The 22182-nt window shown below is 39.1% G+C and carries 19 protein-coding genes and 1 riboswitch; of the genes, 7 read left to right on the top strand and 12 right to left on the bottom strand.

What is annotated here, in order from left to right; translation table 11 throughout:
• Positions 1-708 (bottom strand): DUF2982 domain-containing protein, encoded by a 708-nt coding sequence (locus I6E78_RS13095; RefSeq protein WP_193038612.1) that lies wholly within the window; start codon positions 706-708, stop codon positions 1-3.
• A 244-nt stretch (positions 709-952) separates the two neighbouring features.
• Here I6E78_RS13095 and I6E78_RS13090 point away from each other — a divergent pair, with 244 nt between their 5' ends.
• The 3 genes from I6E78_RS13090 to msrA all read left to right on the top strand — a co-directional run bounded on the left by I6E78_RS13090 (position 953) and on the right by msrA (position 5731).
• Positions 953-2005 carry an efflux RND transporter periplasmic adaptor subunit gene (locus I6E78_RS13090; protein ID WP_011328929.1) on the top strand — a complete coding sequence of 351 codons (1053 nt, stop codon included), beginning with the start codon at positions 953-955 and terminating at the stop codon, positions 2003-2005.
• A gap of 3 nt (positions 2006-2008) precedes the next feature.
• A complete protein-coding gene (locus I6E78_RS13085) occupies positions 2009-5107 on the top strand; it encodes an efflux RND transporter permease subunit (RefSeq protein WP_182684343.1) in 3099 nt (1032 codons plus the stop codon).
• Between the two features lie 87 nt (positions 5108-5194).
• A complete protein-coding gene (gene msrA, locus I6E78_RS13080; protein ID WP_197182671.1) occupies positions 5195-5731 on the top strand; it encodes a peptide-methionine (S)-S-oxide reductase MsrA in 537 nt (178 codons plus the stop codon).
• Between the two features lie 70 nt (positions 5732-5801).
• Here the strand turns inward: msrA and I6E78_RS13075 are convergent, their stop codons facing one another.
• Both I6E78_RS13075 and I6E78_RS13070 read right to left on the bottom strand, forming a co-directional pair.
• Positions 5802-7640, bottom strand: a complete 1839-nt coding sequence (locus I6E78_RS13075; protein ID WP_193038613.1) for a TonB-dependent receptor domain-containing protein — start codon at positions 7638-7640, stop codon at positions 5802-5804.
• A 37-nt stretch (positions 7641-7677) separates the two neighbouring features.
• Positions 7678-7842: riboswitch (cobalamin riboswitch) on the bottom strand.
• A 250-nt stretch (positions 7843-8092) separates the two neighbouring features.
• Positions 8093-8575 (bottom strand): YajQ family cyclic di-GMP-binding protein, encoded by a 483-nt coding sequence (locus I6E78_RS13070; RefSeq protein ID WP_011328934.1) that lies wholly within the window; start codon positions 8573-8575, stop codon positions 8093-8095.
• A gap of 163 nt (positions 8576-8738) precedes the next feature.
• On the opposite strand from I6E78_RS13070, the gene I6E78_RS13065 reads away from it, so the two are divergent.
• Both I6E78_RS13065 and I6E78_RS13060 read left to right on the top strand, forming a co-directional pair.
• On the top strand, positions 8739-9089 hold the full coding sequence (locus I6E78_RS13065; RefSeq protein WP_011328935.1) for a VanZ family protein: 351 nt from the start codon (positions 8739-8741) through the stop codon (positions 9087-9089).
• Positions 9082-9984, top strand: a complete 903-nt coding sequence (locus I6E78_RS13060) for a ketopantoate reductase family protein (RefSeq protein ID WP_089368655.1) — start codon at positions 9082-9084, stop codon at positions 9982-9984. The genes I6E78_RS13065 and I6E78_RS13060 overlap by 8 nt, the downstream gene beginning before the upstream one ends.
• Positions 9985-10009: 25 nt before the next feature.
• Here the strand turns inward: I6E78_RS13060 and thiI are convergent, their stop codons facing one another.
• On the bottom strand, positions 10010-11467 hold the full coding sequence (gene thiI, locus I6E78_RS13055; RefSeq protein WP_011328937.1) for a tRNA uracil 4-sulfurtransferase ThiI: 1458 nt from the start codon (positions 11465-11467) through the stop codon (positions 10010-10012).
• Positions 11468-11539: 72 nt separating this feature from the next.
• The gene (locus tag I6E78_RS13050) at positions 11540-12208 is read right to left on the bottom strand and encodes a TetR/AcrR family transcriptional regulator (RefSeq protein ID WP_011328938.1); all 669 of its coding nucleotides are present in this window, start codon (positions 12206-12208) and stop codon (positions 11540-11542) included.
• A 186-nt stretch (positions 12209-12394) separates the two neighbouring features.
• Here I6E78_RS13050 and coaD point away from each other — a divergent pair, with 186 nt between their 5' ends.
• Positions 12395-12889 carry a pantetheine-phosphate adenylyltransferase gene (gene coaD / locus I6E78_RS13045; protein WP_011328939.1) on the top strand — a complete coding sequence of 165 codons (495 nt, stop codon included), beginning with the start codon at positions 12395-12397 and terminating at the stop codon, positions 12887-12889.
• A gap of 13 nt (positions 12890-12902) precedes the next feature.
• Here the strand turns inward: coaD and I6E78_RS13040 are convergent, their stop codons facing one another.
• The 7 genes from I6E78_RS13040 to argC form a co-directional block, all read right to left on the bottom strand.
• On the bottom strand, positions 12903-13415 hold the full coding sequence (locus I6E78_RS13040; RefSeq protein ID WP_231613567.1) for a hypothetical protein: 513 nt from the start codon (positions 13413-13415) through the stop codon (positions 12903-12905).
• Positions 13416-14477: 1062 nt separating this feature from the next.
• Positions 14478-14681: a hypothetical protein gene (locus I6E78_RS13035; RefSeq protein WP_182684346.1), complete on the bottom strand. Its 204-nt coding sequence runs from the start codon at positions 14679-14681 to the stop codon at positions 14478-14480.
• A 273-nt stretch (positions 14682-14954) separates the two neighbouring features.
• Positions 14955-16820 carry an argininosuccinate lyase gene (argH, locus tag I6E78_RS13030; protein WP_011328944.1) on the bottom strand — a complete coding sequence of 622 codons (1866 nt, stop codon included), beginning with the start codon at positions 16818-16820 and terminating at the stop codon, positions 14955-14957.
• 49 nt (positions 16821-16869) lie between these two features.
• Entirely contained in the window at positions 16870-18072 is a 1203-nt protein-coding gene (locus I6E78_RS13025; RefSeq protein WP_011328945.1) for an argininosuccinate synthase, read from the bottom strand.
• On the bottom strand, positions 18069-19001 hold the full coding sequence (locus I6E78_RS13020) for an ornithine carbamoyltransferase (protein WP_011328946.1): 933 nt from the start codon (positions 18999-19001) through the stop codon (positions 18069-18071). The genes I6E78_RS13025 and I6E78_RS13020 overlap by 4 nt, the downstream gene beginning before the upstream one ends.
• 7 nt (positions 19002-19008) lie before the next feature.
• Positions 19009-19776: an acetylglutamate kinase gene (argB, locus tag I6E78_RS13015; protein WP_011328947.1), complete on the bottom strand. Its 768-nt coding sequence runs from the start codon at positions 19774-19776 to the stop codon at positions 19009-19011.
• The gene (gene argC, locus I6E78_RS13010; protein ID WP_197182670.1) at positions 19777-20787 is read right to left on the bottom strand and encodes an N-acetyl-gamma-glutamyl-phosphate reductase; all 1011 of its coding nucleotides are present in this window, start codon (positions 20785-20787) and stop codon (positions 19777-19779) included. It lies immediately after the preceding gene.
• Positions 20788-21011: 224 nt separating this feature from the next.
• Between argC and argE the strand changes: the two genes are divergently transcribed.
• Entirely contained in the window at positions 21012-22166 is a 1155-nt protein-coding gene (gene argE / locus I6E78_RS13005; protein WP_086993975.1) for an acetylornithine deacetylase, read from the top strand.
• The last annotated feature ends 16 nt before the right edge of the window (positions 22167-22182 follow it).

The raw sequence follows: 22182 nt of genomic DNA, 5'->3' as shown, positions 1-22182 counted from the left end.
TTAATTACTTACTTGCGACGCTATAAATTTAAGGGGTTCGCGCTGCCATGCATTTAAGTTAGCACTAAATTCCCAAATATTTCTATCTAATACACTCGCTGGTAATAATAGCTCATAGCCTGTTAGTAACTGCAAATGCTTAGCCCTGTTGGCAAACATTGCTATTAACCCATTATAGCTAATTCCATTTTTAGATCTATATTGTGTATCCTCTACCAGCCATTCTGATGGGCAATCGCCATTTTTGCAATTCTTTTGAATTAGTTGCATAAATAAATGACGCTGCTCTATCAATAATTTCCCTGCGATTCTTGGGGCTAAACCCGTTAAAAACTCATCCATATCGTTTACCTTAATTCCCACCACGTTAAGCTCTAAGTACTCAAGCCCTACTGCTATTTTGGGTATTCCGCTTGATTTAAAATTACTATGAGCTAAATGCCAAACACCATATTTGTGCTGATAAGTTAACTGCTCAGTGGTTAACACTAAGCTATAAAATGGCTCTTGGGTTTTAAAAAAACCAATTGTTATTGCTGCAATACACAAACTAACTAAAAAAATTTCTAGAATGCTAATTTCACCAGGGCGTAATAAATTAAACAGCATAATGAATAACAAACCAATCGCACCAACAATTAATACTTCTATGCCATGCTTAGCTCCCTGCGCACGATACTTAATTTGCATAGCGTTAAACTCATCCATATTGATAATAAACACTGTAAAAAATGAACATAATAATGCCCCACAATGCTATTTTTCTGAGCATTAAACATTTTTTGCACGACGTATTTAACTTCATAAAATACCTTTTAAAGCTCAAGCATGAGTTTATTTAATTAATTATTATAACTTTTACGCTTAATTCACAAATTAATGGGACATAATACCGCCTTTTCTCGGTGTTATTTCGTACAATAGTTATAATTTATTTTTTGGTATTAAAGCAATGTACTCAAGACAATCAGGTAGAGCTCTTTTTCCATTTATTATTACGCTACTCGTAATATTTAGCGTTTATTTATATTTACCCGCTAGCCAAGGTGAACAAGCAGATTTTTCACAAATGGCCACGCAAGTGTCTGCTCACACTGTTACCTCGCAAGAAAATGCAGTAATGATTGAAGCTATTGGTAGCGCTCGCGCTAACCAAGCTGTATATATTACCAGCGCACAAAGTGATTACGTGACTAATATTTTCTTTGAAGATGGCGACCTAGTTAGCAAAGGCCAAAAGCTAGTACAACTGCAAAGCCAACAAGAACAAATTGCTGTAAAAGAGCTAAATATTAATTTACGCGAAGAAAAACGCCAACTCGATAGACTTACCGAACTTTCACGTTCTCAGTCAACAGCAAAATCGTTACTTGAAGAGCAATTATCACGAGTTGATGCCACCCAAGCACAATTAGAAAGCGCTAAAACCAAGCTAGCTGAAATGACCATTACCGCGCCATTTTCTGGCATGTTGGGCAAGCGTGAAATATCGATTGGTGCCTATGTAAATAACAGTTCAATTATTACCACCCTCGATGACATAAGTATCATTAAAGTAGACTTTAAAGTACCTGAAAAATATTTAGCGCAATTAGCTACCGGCATGAAAGTGCTCACTCAAAATGATGCTTATCCAGATCAAACCTTTATCGGTAAAGTAACGCATATTAGTTCGCGTATTGACTCGGTAACGCGTAGCGTAGAAGTAACCGCCAGCTTTGCAAATAATTCAGGTTTGCTTCGCCCTGGTATGCTACTTAAAACAGCGTTAGAGCTAAGTAGTAACCAAGCATTAATGGTTCCAGAAAAAGCAATTATTCCGCTACAAGACAAACATTACGTATTTCAAATTTTGGACGGTGTTGCTAATCGTGTTGAAGTGCATATTGCGGGCAGAAATAACGGCTGGGTTGCTGTTGATGAAGGCTTAGCCGATGGTGAGCAAATTATAACTGAAGGGCTAATAAAAATTCGCTCTGGCAGTAAAGTTAGCGTGAAGGGATAACCCGTGAAAATTACCGATATTAGCGTTAAACGCCCTGTTTTTGCGATTGTAATAAACCTACTTTTACTCACCTTTGGGCTCGTTGCTTTTAGCATGCTGCCACTGCGTGAGTACCCTGATATTGAAACACCTATTGTTAATATTAGTACCGAATATACAGGTGCTTCTGCAGAGATTATAGAAACCAAAATAACCCAAGTCATCGAAAACCGTATCTCGGGTATTGAAGGCATTAAAAGTATTAACTCATCGAGCCGTAATGGCCGCTCCAATATTACGATTGAGTTTGATATTAAGCGCGATATAGATGCTGCATCTAACGATGTGCGTGAACGTGTTGCCCGCGCCGCAGATAGCCTACCTGAACAAGTTCGCCCGCCTGAGGTGTCTAAGTCTAACAGCGATGAAAGCCCTATTGTATGGTTTGTGCTAAACAGCGAAACCATGAACTCAATGCAATTATCTGATTACGCACAGCGTTTTATTGTTGATCGCCTAGCCGTAGTTGATGGTGTGTCTAACGTACGCATTGGTGGTGAGCGAAAATACGCCATGAAAATTTGGCTAAACCGCCAAGCAATGGCTGCTCGCGGTATTACTGCGAGCGATATAGAACAAACACTACGCACCGAAAACGTAGAGTTACCCGCTGGCGAAATTGAATCGGTTGACCGTGACTTTACTGTACGTACAGCCCGCAGTTATAAAGATCAGCGCGACTTTCAAAACCTAGTAATAAAACGCGGTGATGACGGTTACCTAGTACGCTTAAGTGAAGTGGCTGATGTACAACTAGAAGCCGCCGATGACGAGAGTTTATTTCGTGGTAATGGCCGCAATATGATTGGTTTAGGCATTGTAAAGCAAGCTAAAGCCAACACCTTAACTGTGGTTGATAACGCCCGCGCCGAACTTGAAAAAATAAAACGTAACCTACCCGAAGGAACCACTATAGAGGATAGTTACGACTCATCTATTTTTATAAAAGAATCGATTAATGAGGTATACAGCACCCTTGCTATTTCTATGGGCTTAGTTGTATTAATTATTTTTATATTTTTAGGTAATATTCGTGCCACCTTAATCCCTGCAGTTACTGTGCCGGTGGCGTTAGTGGGTAGTTTTATGTTTTTACTCGCTATGGGTTATTCCATTAACTTACTTACTTTACTTGCACTGGTACTAGCAATCGGCTTAGTGGTTGATGATGCCATTGTTATGTTAGAAAACATTCATCGCCGCATAGAGCTTGGCGAGCCTCCTTTATTGGCCGCTTATAGAGGCGCGCGCGAAGTGGGCTTTGCAATTATTGCCACCACTTTAGTGCTTATTTCGGTATTTGTACCCTTAGTATTTATGGATGGCCGTATTGGTGCTTTATTTACTGAATTTGCTATGGCGGTAAGTGCCGCAGTGTTTTTCTCAAGTATTACAGCACTTACTCTTTCACCTGCGTTATGTTCTAAAGTATTAAAAGCCTCTGAAAAAGAAAGTAAATTTAGCCAGTCGATGAACCGCTTTTTTGCTAAGGTAGAGCTTAGTTATCGTAACTCACTTGCCTCTAACATGACCCGCAAATGGGGCTTAATGATCAGCTTATTATTAGCTGGCTTTGTTAGTTATTCATTATTTACTCAAATACCCTCTGAGCTAACACCTAAAGAAGACCGTGGTACCTTTTTTGTTATGATGAGCGGCCCTGAAGGCGCCAGTTATGAGAACAATGCCGCTAACATGAGTAAAATTGAAGATCGCTTAATGCCTTACTCTGAATCTGGTGAGCTAAGCCGCGTACTTGTGCGCGTACCAGGCTGGGGCGGCAGTGGCGGTGTAGCAATTGTAGGTATGGCCGATTGGGACAAACGCCAACGTTCTACCTGGGAAATAATGGACGAAATAAGCACTAAACTGCAGGAAGTTACCGACGTGCGAGCCTTTGCTATTATGCGCCGAGGCATTGGCGGCGGTGGTTCATCACGCCCAATCGAGTTTGTACTACAAGGTAACGATTACGCACAACTAGCCGATTGGCGCGACCGTATTATAGAGCGCGCTGAGAAAAATCCAGGACTGGTTAGAATCGATCATGATTACAAAGAAACATTCCCACAGTTTTTAGTCAGCATAGATAAAAACAAAGCGGCCGATTTAGGTATTTCTGTATCTGATGTAGGGCGTACACTCGAAACTATGCTAGGTCAGCGTCGTGTTACTACTTTTATAGATCGCGGCGAAGAGTACGACGTTATTTTAAAAGGCACTAAAGAAGACTTTGCCAACCCTACTGATATATCAAACATTTATCTTAAATCACGCAGTGGCGAGCTAGTCCCGCTTGATAGTTTAATTAGCTTAAAAGAAGAAGCTACCGCATCGCGCTTAAACCGCTACAACCGTATGCGTGCAATTACCTTAAGCGCCAACTTAGCCGATGGTTATACACTTGAGCAAGCACTTAACTTTTTAAACAAAGTGGCCATGGAAGAAAACGACATAGATGGCGCGATTGACTACAAAGGCGAATCGCAGTTGTTTTATGAAGGTGCTTCGGCCATGACCTACGTGTTTATTTTAGCACTTACGGTTACCTTTTTAGTACTAGCGGCACAGTTTGAAAGCTTTATGCACCCTTTTGTAATAATGCTTACCGTACCCCTTGGCTTAATGGGTGCTATGTTTGGCTTGTGGGCCACAGGACTTACGCTCAATATTTACAGCCAAATAGGTATTGTGATGCTCATAGGGTTAAGTGCTAAAAACGGCATATTAATTGTTGAGTTTACTAACCAACTACGCGACAAAGGCGTAGAGTTTAGCGAAGCTATTTTACAAGCCGCTACGCAGCGCCTACGCCCTATTATTATGACCTCATTAACCACTGTAATGAGTGCGGTACCTCTGGTTTTAGCCTCGGGCCCGGGTGCAGAAAGCCGTATGGTAATTGGTGTTGTAGTGTTTACCGGTGTTGTTGTATCAACCCTACTGACTCTGTTTGTAGTACCTGCTGCTTACTATGCACTTGCGCGCAATACACAGTCACCTGAGTTTTTGCAGCAAAAACTTGATAAACAAGCCGCTAAAAAGCCATTCGAAGAGATCTAACCTCCTAATAGCGTCGTAACCTTGTTGTTACGACGCTTTAGACTTATGCTCTGCATAATCTAAACTTACAGCTATTTTGGAGTATTTATGAGTTCAACAACGCAAGTCGCTACCTTTGGTGGCGGCTGTTTTTGGTGTATAGACGCCGCATTTAGACGAGTGAACGGCGTATTAAATGTAAGCTCGGGTTACACTGGTGGCAACACAGACACTCCTACCTATAAGTCAGTATGCTCAGGCACTAGCGGCCATGCAGAAGTAGTGCAAATTGAATTTGACGACACTATTATTAGTTTTGAAGTATTACTAGCAATGTTTTTCACTTTGCACGATGCCACCCAGCTCAACCGCCAAGGTAACGATATAGGCACACAATACCGCAGTGTTGTGTATTATCACAACCAAACACAGCTAACACTTACTAACGCGGTGATCGCTCAATTACAAAACCAGGTAAGCGAGCCAATAGTGACTGAGGTTAGCCCTGCCACCACGTATTATCCAGCAGAGCATTACCATCAAGATTATTACAACGAAAACCCAAACCAAGGCTATTGCAGTATTTTAATTACCCCTAAATTGCATAAATTCGAAACCGAATTTAAAGAGTTTTTAGCTGAGTAAACCCATTTTGTAACGCACAAAAAAGCTCGCTAATTTAGCGAGCTTTTAAGTTTAAGCTACGTAGCACATATTAAAACTGGTATGCAGCACCAATAAATAAGCGTCGGTCAGCGGTGTTATAGTAATAAAATTCATCATTTATATAATCGCCATCTAAATCAATACCATAGGCATCAACTTCATCGTACTGCTTATCAAACAGGTTTTCGACCCGTAAAGAAAAGCTTAACTGCTCAGTTGCTTGATAGTTACCGACTAGGTTCCATAATGTATATGAAGATAAATCTGTTAATTTACCTTTCCTATCGCCACGATACTGCAAATCGATACCCGCATCAAAATCTCCCCACCCTTTATTTAAAGACCAGTTAAAGGTATTTTTTGATACATAAGCTAACTCTTGGCCCGTTTCTAAATCTTCTGCAGATAAGTAAGTGAAGTTAAATGCATGCTCAAAACCCATTAGTTGTTGCGAAAAGCTAAACTCAATGCCTTCATGGCGCGCTTCGTTTATATTTGTTGGCTGCCAAGGGCCTGCAGGTGTTGGTGCCCACGCTATTTTATTGTCAAAATCATTACGGAAAATAGACACTTCTAAAGCAATATCTTGATAACTTAACAACAAACCTAATTCTTTATTCTCAGACGTTTCTGGTTTTAGGTCTGGGTTACCTGAACCTGGAAAATAAATATCATTAAAGGTAGGCGATTTAAAGCCCGTGCTTTGACTTGCTCTAAACGTAGCAAACTTATTTAAATGATAACCTACCGCTGCTGTATACGTGGTTTTATCACCAAATTGTTGGTCATGATCTTGGCGAACTGCGATATTAGCTAAAACCGTATTATCATCGTAATACGCACCTAAAAAGCCAGCAAAAACCTCACGGCTATCTTTATCATAATTACCTGCGTTGGTTTCTATTTTATCTTTGTACCAGTTCAAGCCACCATTAATATTAAGCTCATCTGAGACAATATACTGCCCAGTATAATCAATTTGATTTCGCTTAGTTTCGTACATACTAACCACACCTTCACTGGTGTTATCTTGGCTATCGCTAGAAAATGCGAATGCTATATGGTGTATTTGATTTTCGTAGCTTTTATTCCACCCTAATGATACTTGGTAGTTTTCAAAATCATTACTTTCATCACTGCTGTCTGCTGCACTGTACTGATTATCATAACGAGCATAACCTTCATTATACTGAGTTTGTACGGTTAGCTTGCCTAAATAGTCATCGTTATAAGCGATATTGAAGCCAATATTTTTGTTCTCATAAGCGTCTTCATCTGGTGCATGGTTTTGCAGTACATCAAAACCATCGGTTTTTTCAATTCCAGCGTTAAATGATGCACTTAAATCATTTATATTTGTTCCACCCGCCATTTGGTAGCTTTGATAAGCATTGCTGCCAAAAGTAGCATCTAAGCGAATATTATCAGCTTTACGAGTAATAATATTAATCACCCCAGCTAAGGCATCTGAGCCATAAACAGCAGCGCGAGAACCTTTAACAACTTCAATACGCTCAATAGTATTAAGGGCAATATTACTAATACCTTTATAGCCAAGAGTAGCCGAGCCAACTCTAACACCATCAATTAAAATAAGGGTATGGCGTGAACTTGAACCGCGTAGCGAAACACCTGAATTTTGGCCAAAGCCACCATTTGAGTTAATTTGAAAACCAGCTTGAGAAGCCAACAAACTAGGTAAGTCTCGCACATTACTTTTTTCAATATCAGCACGGTCAATTACACTAACACTGGCCAGCACATTACTAATAGGTTGTTCGAATTTATTAGCTGTAACGGTAATTTTTTCGATTGGTTGCACTGTTGCAGATACTGAAAATGAAAGTGCAGCCGAAATTGCCACACCTAGAGCGGTTTTATTTAACATGATGTCCCCTACCTTTGCCCACCGCAAAGATGTTAATAAGTAAGATTACTTCAAGGCCGGTCTCCGGACTCAGTCAACACTATAATAGCTGCTAATACTTTACCGTTGCGGGGGCAGTGTTGGGGTTATTATCGTCTTGAAAACGCACCAACTTCCCGATTATCTTGCTGTTAATTTCAATACTTTGAAACGTATACAAAGGTATTAAGCAAGCACCTTGAAAATAGGTCGCTATTGTGAGTATTTTGTTTATAAATGTCAATAGACGTCTATATAGCCAAAGTTTGATTTTTAACGATATAAACCCTCAACAATCACTGTAAAAGAGTTAGATTACATATCAAGTTACTAATAGCAAAAAAGCCAAACTTCATTGCTGTAGCTTGGCTTTTTTAACACAAATTTTTTAAAAATTAGTCTCCTAATCTCTATAATATCTGTAATCTGTTTTATTAATCGCGGAAGTTTTTAAACTGAAATGGCTGGCCTAAATCGGCGCTACGTACTACTTGCATAGCTTCTTGAAGATCATCTCGCTTTTTACCTGTTACGCGTACTTCTTCACCTTGAATGGCGGCTTGTACTTTAACTTTTGAATCTTTAATGGCTTTAACTATTTTTTTAGCCATCTCTTTTTCAATACCTTGCTTTAAACCAACGTTACGAAAAACATTTTTACCCGCTCGGCTAATATCTTGCAATTCAAGGCTTGATACATCCATACCACGCTTAGAAATTTTACTCGCTAAAATATCAAATAATTGTATAACCTGAGAGTCAGCTTCGGCTTTAAGCTTAATTACTTTATCATTTAGCTCAATCGATGCATCAACTCCTCTAAAGTCAAAGCGAGTTTCTAGTTCACGGTTTGCATTATCAACTGCGTTTTTAGCTTCGTTCATTTCTACTTCAGATACAATATCAAATGAAGGCATTGATTTCTCCTAACTATTTTATCTTAATTTTATACTTAATTTATTAAAGCGATTATAACGCTAAAACTATAAATCTTTACACTTTTATGCATCTTGTTCAGGTGCGATACTAAATTAGTTTGATATACTACGGTTTCTTTTTTAAGCGATTTTAGGATTTGTTGTGACAAGGCGTGTTTATCAAGCAATTTTTTTAATTAGTATTGTGGTGTTTACCTTTTTATTTGCGAAAGAAATAAAAGGGGTTGGCAACCTATTTCCTCATGTTGATAAAGTAGCCCACTTTGGGATATTTTTCATCCTTGCCATAATAATGGATAAAGCGTTTAAACTCCCTTTATACGCACAAATACTTTTATTAGCCGGTTACGGTGCTGCAATAGAAATAATGCAAGACGCACTTCCATATAGGCAAGCATCAATCGCAGATTTTATTGCAGATTTTGCCGGCGCAGCAAGCTACTTTATAATCAAAGCAATTTTAACCCCACGTAAAAAGAACTCTCATGGCTAAAATTCTTATTATTGGCGACGGTGCAATAGGCTTATTATTAGCCCACTTTTTAAGTGCGCAGCATAGTGTAAGCGTGTTAACCCGAAAAAGTACGAGTAACACTCGCTTTTACAGTAGTGACAACAGTGCTTCACAAAAAATAAATGCCTCTTTTATTTCATTAAATGAGCTTAATAGTTTACCTAAATTTGATGTGTTTTTATTTACGGTAAAAGCCTTTCAAGTGCAAAGCGCATTTGCACAAATAAAACAGTTTTTGCCTCAGCATTGCTCTGTTGTGCTTTCGCATAACGGGATGGGTAATGTAGAGCAGTTAAAATGTGAGCTCAATGAACACCAAGCGCTTTATTTTTTAACAACGAGTATGGCTGGGTTTAAATCAAACCAATATATAGTACAGCACACTGGTAATGGGCAAAGTATAATTGGCGGATGTAACAACTTAGGTGTTAAAAATAGCAAAATTATGGCGGATCAATTAACCGCGATCCCCCTTTTAAATGCGTCTATGAATATTGAGCAGCTACGTTTTAATAAGTTATTAGTTAACATAGCAATAAATCCGCTAAGTGCGCTACATAACATTAAAAATGGTCAGTTGCGCGAGCCTCAATATTGCTCAATTATAATTAACCTACTAACCGAAGCATGTAATATTGCTAAGGCAAAAAACCTTGATGTAACGTTAATCAATGCACTGAGCAGTGCGTATGATGTGATGGCACGTACCGCAGAGAACTTCTCATCTATGCAACAAGATGTTGCTCACAATAGAGCAACCGAAATAATGGCGATTTGTGGGTACATTAGCGAGCAAGGTAAGCTTCATAATATTAAAACCCCTTTTAACGATGAACTTTTAGCTAAAATTGCAGCAAAAAAAAGCGCGGTATAAACCACGCTTTTTAAATAGTTAACTTTTACGGGCGATATACCTTTACCGTAGTAAAGCCTTGTTCGTGTAGAATAAGCGCTTGTAACTGGCTCATTACACCTCTATCGCAATACAAGTAATAGTCTTGATCTTTTGGTAAATCACCAAACTTAGTTGCTAAGCGAAAAAACGGCAAATGCACCACTTCTATAGAATCAATTTCCAGTGGTGCTGCTTCTTCTTCCTCTGGAGAGCGAATATCAATTACCACTGCACCAGCTGGTAAATCGGCAACCGACTCAGCTTCTTTTAGTTCCTGCTTAGCTTCTACATCAATATCGCGCACATCCATTACTCGTGCGTTTTCTATTACGGTATTAAGAATATCAAAGTCGAACTTCTCTTCTTCTGCTTTTATTACTTCTATTTTAGCTTTAACAGTTGGCTTTTTAGAAATAACACCACAGTATTCCGGCATCGTTTCGGCCATTTCGGCCGTACCAATTTGACGTGCAATATTAATAATTTCTTGTTTATCGTGTTGAATTAACGGGCGTAAAATAAGGGTTTCGGTTACGCGGTCAATGACACTTAAATTTGCTAATGTTTGGCTAGAAACCTGACCAATACTTTCACCGGTTACCAAGGCTTGAATATTTAATTTTTCGGCCACTTTACTGCCTGCACGCATCATCATGCGTTTAAGCACCACACCCATTTGGCTGTTTTCAATATTCTCTAATATTTCTGCTACTACTGGTTCAAAATCAACGGTAATAAATTTAACTTTATGAGTTGAGCTGTATTTATTCCATAAGTAGTAGCTCGCTTGTTTAACACCAATTTCGTGCGCCGCACCCCCTAAATTGAAAAACAAAAAGTGCGTACGAGCGCCTTTGCGGATCATTTGATAACTGGCTACACCCGAATCAAAACCGCCAGACATAAGCGATAGTACATCTTCTTGTGTTGGCAGCGGGAAGCCTGCCATGCCAAGGTGAGTATGCGATACTATGTAAGCTTTCTCGTCTTTTATTTCAAGGCGTATCGTTACTTCTGGGTGGCTTAGCTTTACGCTTGCACCGGCAACATGCTGATTTAGTCCACCGCCCACATAACGCTCTAACTCCGTTGAAGTAAAGTCATGCTTACCAATACGTTTAGCGCGTACACAAAACGTTTTACCTTCAATGGTGTGACCAACTAATTCAATGGTTTTTTTATAAATATCGTCAAGCGTTTCAAAGCTCGTTTCGGTTACTTCTATAAACTGCACAATACCCGGAATTCGCGCTAGGCTATCAATAAAAGTGGCACGTGTTTGCTCACCTTCAAGTAGGGTAACTACTGAGATATTGTCCCAGTTGTTTCTAACTTGTACTTTTTCGTCAATACGGCGCAGTACAATCTTAATGTTATTTTCTAACACTTTGGTAAAGCGTTTACGAACCGAGCGGCTTTTGATGGCAATTTCAGGATGTAGTTTGACGATAAATTTAAGCATAGTTCACTCTTAGACTGCGGGAATTCGCGCTCCCAGGCATTGGGCGCGCGATTATAGCAAAAAAATTAACGCCTAGGAACTAAGAGCAGCCGGAATACTTGGGGCTGAGTGAGCAAGTTGCGTGTATTTTTCGCGTAACTGGTTCATTTTATCGCTACTTTTATCTGTGCTGTAGGCTCTAAATAAAGTTAATACTTTTAAAATACCATGATAAATATCTTGCTCGGCAAGTGCGCCACTGAGCCTGCGGGCTTTAATATAAGGGGTCCAAAAACTAACTGTTAATTTAAGCGTATGTGCAAGTTCGAGCGCATCTTGCTCATTAATCGCAATCATTTCACTATCACGTAAACCAAGTATTATTTTACGCACCTGCTCTAACAGCTCTAGTTGAAAATTAATATAAGCCTGCTTAAGCTGCGTATCTCGCGCCAAAATATCGCCTAAATTGTCGTAAAAAAAGTGGTAGCGCCACATCAGTTCAAATAGCGAATCTAGATATACCGTTAACTGACTAAATGCATCATCATTTTTGTTTATAGGTTTAAAGTGAGTGCTCAAGTGCTCACTATACAGCGCAAAAATATGGCGAATAATGTCTTCTTTATTTTTAAAATGGTAGTAAAGATTACCCGGGCTCATGTTTAAATGCGAGGCTATATGATTAGTTGATATCGCTCGCTCACCATGCTCATTAAACAATGAAATACTGGTGTGTATTATTTTATCCTTGGTATTCATATACTAACACTCTATTTTATTCAACAAGTTACAATTCGTACAATAAGTTGTCTAGTATAAACAAAAACAGCATAATTAAACACTCTGTGTAATAGCTTAGTCGTGACAATTAAAGCCACTTACTAGGCTGATTTGTATAAAAAACACTGTTACACTAATGCTAAAAATAATACATAGCGATACTTTATGAAAATCACTGCAATTTATCCAGGTACTTTTGATCCGCTAACTAACGGACACACAGATCTAATTCAACGTGCCTCAAAAATGTTTGATACTGTTATCGTTGCTATTGCTCATAACCCCAGTAAACAGCCTTGCTTTAGCCTTGATGAGCGTGTAGCTCTAGCTAATACTCTTTTAACTCATATAGATAATGTAAAAGTGATAGGATTTTCAGGTTTACTTGCTGATTTGGCACGCGATCACAATGCTAATGTATTAATTAGAGGCATAAGAGCGGTTTCTGATTTTGATTATGAATTTCAGCTAGCGAATATGAATCGACGCCTAAACCCAGATTTAGAAAGTGTATTTTTAACCCCGTCAGAGCGAAATTCGTTTATTTCGTCAACCTTAGTAAAAGAAGTGGCACGCCATAATGGTGATGTAAGCGAATTTGTAGACCCTATTGTAATGGCTGCACTTAATAAAAAGCTAGGTTGCAGCTACAGTAAATAAGCTAACGAGCGCATTACTTAAGTGCGCTAGCTCTATGCATATAGCGCGCTTTAACTTGGTTACATACCCATACTAGGCCTAAAAAATCTTTATTTATAATTAATACTAGCACCATCAATAAGTCAACAACGTTTATCCCTATTGCGTACAAAGTCCACAACCACCAAACTTCGGTTTGTTCTAAAACATAAATATCGTAATACATAGCAAAAAACAAACAAGCATTGATACTTAGTCCTACGATTAAATACATAAATGCAATTGGTTTAGGCTTTTTAATCAATACACCCCACACAATAATTACACCAATTGTCAGCACATCGTATGTTGCCCAATCTATAAGTGTCACTGTTTCATAATCGAGGAATGCACTTAAAAAATATGAAGTCATCATAATAAAAGCGAGCTGGATAGTACCTTTGTCTTTTTTATTAATTTTTGATACTAACGTGTACAAAAACGCCATTAAAAAGCCCCATAAAATAAAAGCGCCTATTGATTGGCCTATTGCTTCACTAATGGTCAATTTGATTCTGCTGTAATACACTACGATTAAAAATAAAGCGTTTGAGCTCAATCAAACCCAAAAAGTCTTTATTTATAAAAAGCACTGCAATCATAAGTAAATCGATAACGTTAACGCCAATTGAATAAACACTCCAAAGCCACCACTCGTCAATGTTTTCAAGTATATATAAGTCATAGTACATCACTAACATTAACAAAGAATTGAACGCTAAACCGATTACAATATAATTAATAGCGGGGCAATTTTTTATTGAAGAGGTTTTAAAGTAAACAACTAATAATACTGTAATTGTTAATAAATCATAAAGGGTAAAATTGAGGTATACATTACTTAACATATAAAGTACTTCACTCATCGAATACGAGAAAAGCATAATGCTTGCAATATATAAAAGTGATTTATTTGTGTTATTTATACTCGAAGCTAAGCAATACAAAAAAGCCATTAAAAAGCCCCATTGAATAAATGCACTTATATAATCGGCTAGAATAAAGTCTACATACATATAGTTAAGGGGTATAGTTTATTTTAGGTTTTTTGAATAAAGACAAAATTTTGTTTTTTATCTTGTGTAAGCCAAGGAAGTCTCGATCAACAATTAGAGATATGATCATGAGGAAATCAATAGTTGTAACACCAAATGTATATATGTCCCAAAAAAACCAAGGGTGATCATTTTTGTTGATAAATACATCAATATGCATTATTAACAGTAAAAACATATTAATGAAAAGGCCACATACTAAATACAAGAAAGAAGGGGTTGTTATTTTAATAAACTTATAAGCTAAGAAAAGAGATATTAAAGTAGCAAAATCGTATAAAGCCCAATCTAAATAGGTAATATTGTAAATTGACAACCAAGTAAGAAAATAATCTGATGAAGAATAAGAAACAACCATAATAAGTGAACTGAGTAATAAGGTAGTATTTCGTTTAACGTCTAAGCTATATACAAAGAGATTAAAAAAAAAGGCCATCAAAAACCCCCACATAACCAGGGCTGAGAGCGAAAAAAAACCAAAAAACTCAGTTATAAACATCAAATACCTTTATGAATCACTTAGGTTTAGGATTTCCACCTGGAAGTATAATCCCACCACGCTGAAGGTCTGCACCAGCGGCCGCCATAGCTTCTTGAGAGAAGCTTACTGTATCAGATTGCAGGGTTTTAGGGCTAGCAGTTTGTTCCATTGCTGGCTTTAATTGTTGCGTTTTATTGTATGCTTGCATTTGTAGTTGGCTGTTAGCTGAAACTTGCATGTGATTATTCCTTGTAAGTGTTTTTGTATTGTTGGCGAAATCTTGTATTACACCTTTTAAAGAGGGTAATTAAATTTACCTTATATTTAGCAGCAACGTTTTTATCTAAGCTGTTACTACATTTTACACTTACAACAAAAGCAACCACTGTGCCAACTTTTAATTAACACCTTGAAATAATCATAAAACTTTATATTTATAACTTAAATTAGTGTTTTTCACCCATAAAAAAACGCACGAGGGTAACCCGTACGTTTTTTACATCTAGGGAGTTTAAGCCACGAATTTACACGGGATCTCCGCTTTATTACTTAGCTTTAAAATATATTCCATTGCGACTTCATCGCAGTTTTCTTTACGTAAACAAAGCTCACAATCTTTCATTACTTTTTCTGGCAAGCTTTCTTTGGTACAAAAGCTAAAACGCTGTTTTTCAAAAAAATCTGGGACTCGGGTTAGCACTATTACTCTATTTAACGCCAATTTTTTGGCTTTCGCTAATAAATGTTCAACTAACTGCCGCCCTTGTCCTGACACTGCGCTTTGTGGGTCTATACCCAAAGAACGTATTTCCGCCAAACCTGTGTCGTAAATGTACAGTGAGGCACACCCCGATACTTTGCCGTTAATTTCGGTTACAGCAAATTCGTTAATCGAGTGCACCATATCACTTTTAGCCCGTGGTAGGTTTTCGCCTACCGTAGCCCAATGTTGAACTAGCTTAGCAATCGATTCAACATCGTCTAAATTAGCATCACGAACCGTTATTTGCTGTTTTTTTTTCGCAGCTTTAATAGCGCTGGTTACTTGCTCAATTGATGTTCCGCCAAGTGCTTGACGCGCTTTAATGCAGGCGTCAATTTCTAGTACCGGATAAACATCATCTGCAAATACGTCACTTACCGATTTATATTGCTCAAGCGATAAGTCTTCAAGCGTTTTACCTTCACTAATGGCCAATTGTACCAGTACACCCACAATATGGTGCCCTTCTCTAAAAGGTACGCCCTTAGCTACCAAGTAATCTGCAAGCTCAGTTGCATTTGCATGGCCACCTTTTGCCGCTGCAAGTGTACGTTCGCCTTTTACTTTAATACCTTTAATACACGCTTGTGCCATATGAATACAGGCAAGCCACGTTGGCATAGCGTCAAATATGCCTTCTTTGTCTTCTTGCATATCTTTATTATAAGCAAGTGGCAGTGCTTTTAGGGTCATCATCATGGCGCTAAATGCACCAAAAACGCGTCCGGTTTTACCACGAATTAGTTCCAGTGCATCTGGATTCTTTTTTTGTGGCATCAACGATGAGCCCGATGTCACATTATCCGCAAGCTCTATAAATCCGGCTTCGCCTGAGTTATAAAAAATAAGATCTTCTGACATACGCGATAAGTGAATCATCGAAATAGACGCACAACTTAATAGCTCTACTACAAAATCACGATCAGATACGCCATCAAGGCTATTTTTAGTCGCTCCTGTAAAGCCTAAACCCTGTGCTAATGCTTGACGATCAATTGGATAAGCCGTACCCGCTAATGCACCACTGCCCAGTGGGCAAAAGTTCATCCGCGCTTTAGCATCTTGCAGGCGGCTTTCATCACGCTCTAGCATTTCTACGTAAGCCATACACCAGTGACTAAACAATACCGGTTGTGCACGTTGTAAATGCGTATAACCTGGTAAAATAGTCCCAAGCTCACGCTCTGCTAATGCAACAAACTCACCCTTTAACTGGGCAATGGCTTTTAAAATATGATCAGCAGTATCGCGACACCACAATCTAAAATCGGTGGCTACTTGGTCATTACGGCTGCGCCCTGTATGTAATTTTTTAGCTAAATCACCTACTTTTTCGATTAACGCAGCTTCAACATGAGAATGAATATCTTCTGCGCCTGAAGTTGCTACCGCTTGTGGATCTGCTTTTACTTCTTCAAGCAATTGGTACAATGCTGCAACTAACTCTTGGTGCTCGTCACTTGATAACACATTAACTTGCTCAAGTGCACCAGCCCATGCAACAGAGCCTATTATATCTTGCTCTGCTAATTGATAATCGAAAGGAAGAGAGTCGTTAAATTGCTTAAACGCCTCGTCTGGACCCGTAGAAAAACGCCCGCCCCATAATGCCATGAAATCTCTCCAAACCCGATATTGCCCCTTTTAACAAGGGGCGTAAAAATTACTTTTTAGCTAATGCTTTTATTCTGCTTGAAAGCGAGAATAAACGAATAAAGCCCTCTGCGTGTGATTGGTCGTACACATCATCTTCACCAAAGGTAGCAAACGCTTCGCTGTATAAACTGTGTGGCGACTGCTTTTGCACTGCTGTAACTTGGCCTTTATATAGCTTAAGCACAACTTCACCTGTTGCATCTTTAGAAAGTGCTTCAGCACCAGCTAAAATAGAGTCTTTAAGTGGTGTAAACCAACGACCGTCATACACTAAATGTGCAAATTCGCCGCCTAGTACTTCTTTCCACTTACGGCTTGCTTTATCAAGCACTAGTTCGTCAATGGCTTGCAGTGCCGCCATCATTACGGTGCCACCTGGGGTTTCGTAACAACCGCGCGATTTCATACCCACTAAACGGTTTTCTACAATATCAACACGACCAACACCATGAGGCGATGCAATATCGTTTAATTTAACTAAACAATCATAAGGTTTAAGCTGCTCACCATTTACTGCAACAACTTCACCTTCAACTACATTTAGTGTTACTAGTTCAGCTTTATCTGGCGCTTGCTCTGGAGAGTTTGTCCAGGTCCACACTTTTTCACTTGGTTGGCACCATGGATCTTCAAGTTCGCCGCCTTCGTGCGAAATATGCCATGCGTTTGCATCACGGCTATAAATTTTTGTAGCCGATGCCGAGCATGGAATATCGCGCTCAGCTAAGTAATCTAGCAATGACTCACGGCTTGATAAATCCCACTCACGCCATGGTGCAATTACTTGTAAATCAGGCGCAAGCGCTGCAAAACACGATTCAAAACGTACTTGGTCGTTACCTTTACCTGTACAACCATGAGAAAGTGCATCTGCACCCACTTTACGCGCAATTTCTACCTGTGCTTTAGCAATAATTGGGCGCGCCATAGACGTACCTAATAAATAAGTACCTTCGTAAATTGAGCCTGTTTTAAGCGTAGGGTAAATGTAATCACTTACCATTTCGTCTTTTAAGTCAACTACATAACACTCAGAAGCACCCGATGCGATAGCTTTAGCTTCTACGCCTTCAAGTTCCTCTGCACCTTGGCCAACATCGGCCACAAAGGCAATAACTTCACAGCCGTAATTCTCTTTTAACCATGGCACAATGGCCGACGTATCAAGTCCACCTGAATAGGCTAAAACGACTTTTTTAAATGAACTCATAGGTGTTCCTTAACAAAATTTGGATTTAATAATGTAACTAGCAGAGCGTTTTGCGCATGCATACGATTCTCGGCTTGTTGTATAATTTTTGACGCTGGACCGTCCATTACCTCAGAGGTAATTTCGAACTCACGGTGTGCCGGTTGGCAATGTAACACTGTTGTTGCACCGGTTTGCTCTAATAATGCTTTATTTAATTGATAAGGCATGTATTTTTCTTTTACTAACTCAAGTGGTGTGGTGTCGCCCATTGATACCCAAGTGTCGGCGTATACTGCGTTTGCACCAACAGCAGCTTCTACTCTGTCGCTCACCATTACTGATGCACCATTCATTGCTGCTATTTGTTCCGCTTTTTTCAGAACTTGTGAATCTGGAGAACATCCTTTAGGCGTAACGGCAACAAAGTCTGTACCTAATGTTGCAGCAAGCAACATTAATGAATGCGTTACGTTGTTGCCCTCACCTAAATAAGCTAACTTTAATTGACTCACATCGCCATGCACTTCTTGTAGTGTTAAAAAATCAGCAAGTGCTTGGCAAGGATGATATAAATCACACAAGCTATTAACTACTGGCACCGATGAATACTGCGCTAATGTGGTTAATGTACTGTGCTGATTTACGCGCGCTACAATACCATCTGCCCAGGTAGAAATATTAAGAGCAAAATCTTTTACTGACTCACGTGCACCCATCGCGCCATTTTGTTGATCTAAATACACGGCATGGCCGCCTAAGCGATTTATACCAATATCAAACGATAAACGTGTACGTAAGCTTTGTTTTTCAAATAAAGTAACCACTGACTTACCAGCCAATACTTGGCTGTATTTTTTAGGGTTTGCTTTAATATCTTGCGCTAGCTTTAATAAGTTAAGTGCGCCTTGTTGGTCTAATTCTAAACCCGTTAAAAAATTCTCAAACATAATAAACCTATGGTGTAATTTTAGTTCCGACATGCTTGCCTTGCAGCAAAGCTGTTAAGTTTTCTGGCTTTTGCCAGCTGGAAATATACACACCGCGTCGTAAGTGTTGGGCAGCGTGAAGACTGGTCTTAACTTTGACCTCCATCCCGCCCACAATCACTCCTTCATTTATTAAAGTATCAATGTGTTTTGTATCTAGTTGATGTAAAGGCTGCTTATTTGCATCAAGCACTGCTTCAACATCGGTCATAAATATTAGTTCTGCGTTTAAGTTGTTGGCAATTGCAGCGGCGGCTTCGTCAGCATTAACGTTGTACCAAAGCCCTTGCAAGTCAAAACCAATTGAGCTGACAATTGGCATACGGCCAATTTTTAGTAAATCGTTAATAATCGAATCATCGTTACTGGTACATTTACCCACTAAACATAATGCTTTTAGTTTTTGCGTGGCAGTAACACCAGCTTCATACAAACTTAAACCAACTGGTTTATGGCCAGCATTAATTGCCGCACTCATTAATTGTTTATTAGCACAACCTGCAAGCGCACCCACTATGTACGGCATTTGCTCTTTAGGGCTAATACGTAAACCTTGATGCTTTGCACTGGCAAAACCAGCGTCTTTAAGCCAAGTGTCTACAAGCGCGCCTCCGCCATGCACAATGACAAACTGCGCGTTGTGCTGCTCATTAAGTACTGAAAATAATGCTTTAGCCGCGTTTTCTGTATTAAGTACAGCGCCGCCAAGTTTAATTACCCAGGTTTTTTTACTCATTTAAAACGATCCTTTTAAGCCTGTGGTATGCGCCAATCCCATTGATAAATTAATACACTGCAAAGCTTGTCCTGCAGCGCCTTTTAATAAATTATCAATGGCAGCTATAACAATTAACTGTGTGCCTTGTTGCTGCCAGCCAATATCTACATATGGCTGTTTAGCTACGCCTTTAATTGAGGGGATTTTATCGCCCAGTAAACGAATTAACGGCTCATCGGCAAGTACTTGGTACGCTTGTGTTACTTGCTCAATGGTGACATTAGGCTTTAATTGCACATAAATAGTTTCTAAAATACCACGCGGGAAATTACCTAAATGGGGGGTAAATAAAACATTGTGACCAAGGTGTTGCTCTATTTCAGGGCCATGACGATGATTAAATAAACCATAAGGGGCAAGCGACACTTCGCAAAAATGGGTACCAATACTAGCTTTACGCCCTGCGCCGGTTACACCCGATACCGCATTAATTATAATTGTTTGCTCAGTTAATAAACCGGCCTGCTGCAAAGGCTTAAGTGCATTAAGCGCAGCCGTAGGATAACAACCCGCTACAGCTACTAATTGCGCCGCGGCAATAGCATCGCTATTCCACTCAGCCAAACCATAAGCAGCTTGATTTAATAACTCTGGATGTTGGTGCTCAAAGCCATAATAAGTAACGTAGTCGTCATTGCTCGCAAGGCGATACCCACCAGATAAATCAAATACCTTTTTCCCCATGGCTAAAAAACGCGGCGCTAAATCTACGCTTACTTTATGATCGGTACATAAACACACGTAATCGGCGCTGTTTTCAATATCGCTAAAAGCAGATTCACTAAGAGGCAGTAAAGGCTGATCGAGTAGCCCTAAGTGTTCGGGGTATAAATCACTCAGCAATTTATTTTTATCTAAGCTACCTTGCGATACATAACAGCCAGTTAAAATTAGTTTAGGGTGCTTAGCAACTAAACTTGCTAGTTCTGCGCCGCTATAACCGCTTGCGCCAATAATCACTACATTCATTGTTTACTCGTTATTTAAAATTAGTTACTACTTATCCATGTTGTTCGCTTAAACTAGCTCTGGGGCTAATTAAGACTTTAATTAATTAATGAATGTTGATTATCGTCGTATTATTTTCATGGCGCTACTTTTAAAATATTTATGCTTAAAAAGTGAATTGATATTCATCATAAATACTTTTATATTGTTATGCAATTAAATTGATTACTTATTTTGGATTTTTTATGTCTTTGCCTTCATTTATTTCTATGTACCAACAATTAATTGCAGCGCCTTCTATTAGTGCCATTGAAGATAGCCTGTGTATGAGTAATAAAAATGTTATTGAATTACTGGCACAATGGTGTGAAAGCTTAGGCTTTAGCTGTGAAATAATTGAATTAGAAGGCGGCAAAGGTCGCTATAATTTATTAGCTAAACGCGGTAAAGGCGATGGTGGATTAATGCTCGCAGGCCATACCGATACAGTGCCATTTGACGATAGCCGCTGGAATCATAATCCATTTAAATTAACCGAGCACAACAATAAACTATATGGCTTAGGCAGTATTGATATGAAAGGCTTTTTTGCTTTTGTACTGCAAGCTATTAGTGAACTTGATGAAAAACAGCAAACTCAGCCTATTTTGATCTTAGCCACCGCCGATGAAGAAACAACAATGGCCGGTGCTCAACAAATTTGTAAACATCCAAATTTAAAACCAGATCGCTGTATAATTGGCGAACCCACTGATATGACTCCAGTATTTACACATAAAGGGCATATGAGTACCGCAATTAGAGTAGTCGGACGCTCAGGCCATAGCTCAGATCCCGAACGTGGTGTTAACGCCATCGAAGTAATGCACAAAGTGATTACAAAACTACTGATCTTAAAAGAACAGTTAAAGCATAAATATTCAATAGAACACTTTGAAATACCCTATCCAACCTTAAATTTTGGTAATATTCATGGCGGCGACAACGCGAACAGAATTTGTGGTTGCTGCGAAATGCATATAGATATGCGCCCATTACCGGGCTTAAGCGTGCAAGAGCTGCAAATGTTAGTACTTGATGCAACTCACGAAATAAACCAGCAATACCCTAATGCCGTAAGCGTAATTGATTTACACGAACCAATTCCTGCATTTACTGGTAGCACCGATAGCGCTTTGGTTAAACTAGCCGAAAAAATAGCGGGGCAAAAAGCGGTGGCAGTAAACTACTGTACTGAAGCGCCATTTATTCAACAGCTTGGTTGTGAAACCATAGTAATGGGCCCCGGCTCTATAAACCAAGCGCACCAACCTGATGAATTTTTAGCAATGGAAAAAATTAAGCCTTCACAGCAAATTATCACTAATATAATTAAAGCGAGTTGTTTTAGCTTTTCTTAATTGCGATTATAAAAAT

Origin of the sequence: Pseudoalteromonas sp. NZS127 (assembly GCF_015864805.1) — a bacterium.
Taxonomy (GTDB): domain Bacteria; phylum Pseudomonadota; class Gammaproteobacteria; order Enterobacterales; family Alteromonadaceae; genus Pseudoalteromonas; species Pseudoalteromonas nigrifaciens.
Note: the sequence above shows the minus strand (reverse complement) of the source record. Positions and strands in the feature narration are given on the sequence as shown.

Excerpts from the sequence above, each read along its gene's own strand:
- argH (WP_011328944.1), bottom strand. The coding sequence starts at position 16,820 with ATGGCATTATGGGGCGGGCGTTTTTCTACGGGTCCAGACGAGGCGTTT.
- I6E78_RS13070 (WP_011328934.1), bottom strand. The coding sequence starts at position 8,575 with ATGCCTTCATTTGATATTGTATCTGAAGTAGAAATGAACGAAGCTAAA.
- I6E78_RS13060 (WP_089368655.1), top strand. The coding sequence starts at position 9,082 with ATGGCTAAAATTCTTATTATTGGCGACGGTGCAATAGGCTTATTATTA.
- I6E78_RS13090 (WP_011328929.1), top strand. The coding sequence starts at position 953 with ATGTACTCAAGACAATCAGGTAGAGCTCTTTTTCCATTTATTATTACG.
- I6E78_RS13020 (WP_011328946.1), bottom strand. The coding sequence starts at position 19,001 with ATGTTTGAGAATTTTTTAACGGGTTTAGAATTAGACCAACAAGGCGCA.
- I6E78_RS13035 (WP_182684346.1), bottom strand. The coding sequence starts at position 14,681 with ATGCAAGTTTCAGCTAACAGCCAACTACAAATGCAAGCATACAATAAA.
- thiI (WP_011328937.1), bottom strand. The coding sequence starts at position 11,467 with ATGCTTAAATTTATCGTCAAACTACATCCTGAAATTGCCATCAAAAGC.
- msrA (WP_197182671.1), top strand. The coding sequence starts at position 5,195 with ATGAGTTCAACAACGCAAGTCGCTACCTTTGGTGGCGGCTGTTTTTGG.
- I6E78_RS13050 (WP_011328938.1), bottom strand. The coding sequence starts at position 12,208 with ATGAATACCAAGGATAAAATAATACACACCAGTATTTCATTGTTTAAT.
- I6E78_RS13025 (WP_011328945.1), bottom strand. The coding sequence starts at position 18,072 with ATGAGTTCATTTAAAAAAGTCGTTTTAGCCTATTCAGGTGGACTTGAT.
- argE (WP_086993975.1), top strand. The coding sequence starts at position 21,012 with ATGTCTTTGCCTTCATTTATTTCTATGTACCAACAATTAATTGCAGCG.
- I6E78_RS13075 (WP_193038613.1), bottom strand. The coding sequence starts at position 7,640 with ATGTTAAATAAAACCGCTCTAGGTGTGGCAATTTCGGCTGCACTTTCA.
- coaD (WP_011328939.1), top strand. The coding sequence starts at position 12,395 with ATGAAAATCACTGCAATTTATCCAGGTACTTTTGATCCGCTAACTAAC.
- I6E78_RS13095 (WP_193038612.1), bottom strand. The coding sequence starts at position 708 with ATGGATGAGTTTAACGCTATGCAAATTAAGTATCGTGCGCAGGGAGCT.
- argB (WP_011328947.1), bottom strand. The coding sequence starts at position 19,776 with ATGAGTAAAAAAACCTGGGTAATTAAACTTGGCGGCGCTGTACTTAAT.
- argC (WP_197182670.1), bottom strand. The coding sequence starts at position 20,787 with ATGAATGTAGTGATTATTGGCGCAAGCGGTTATAGCGGCGCAGAACTA.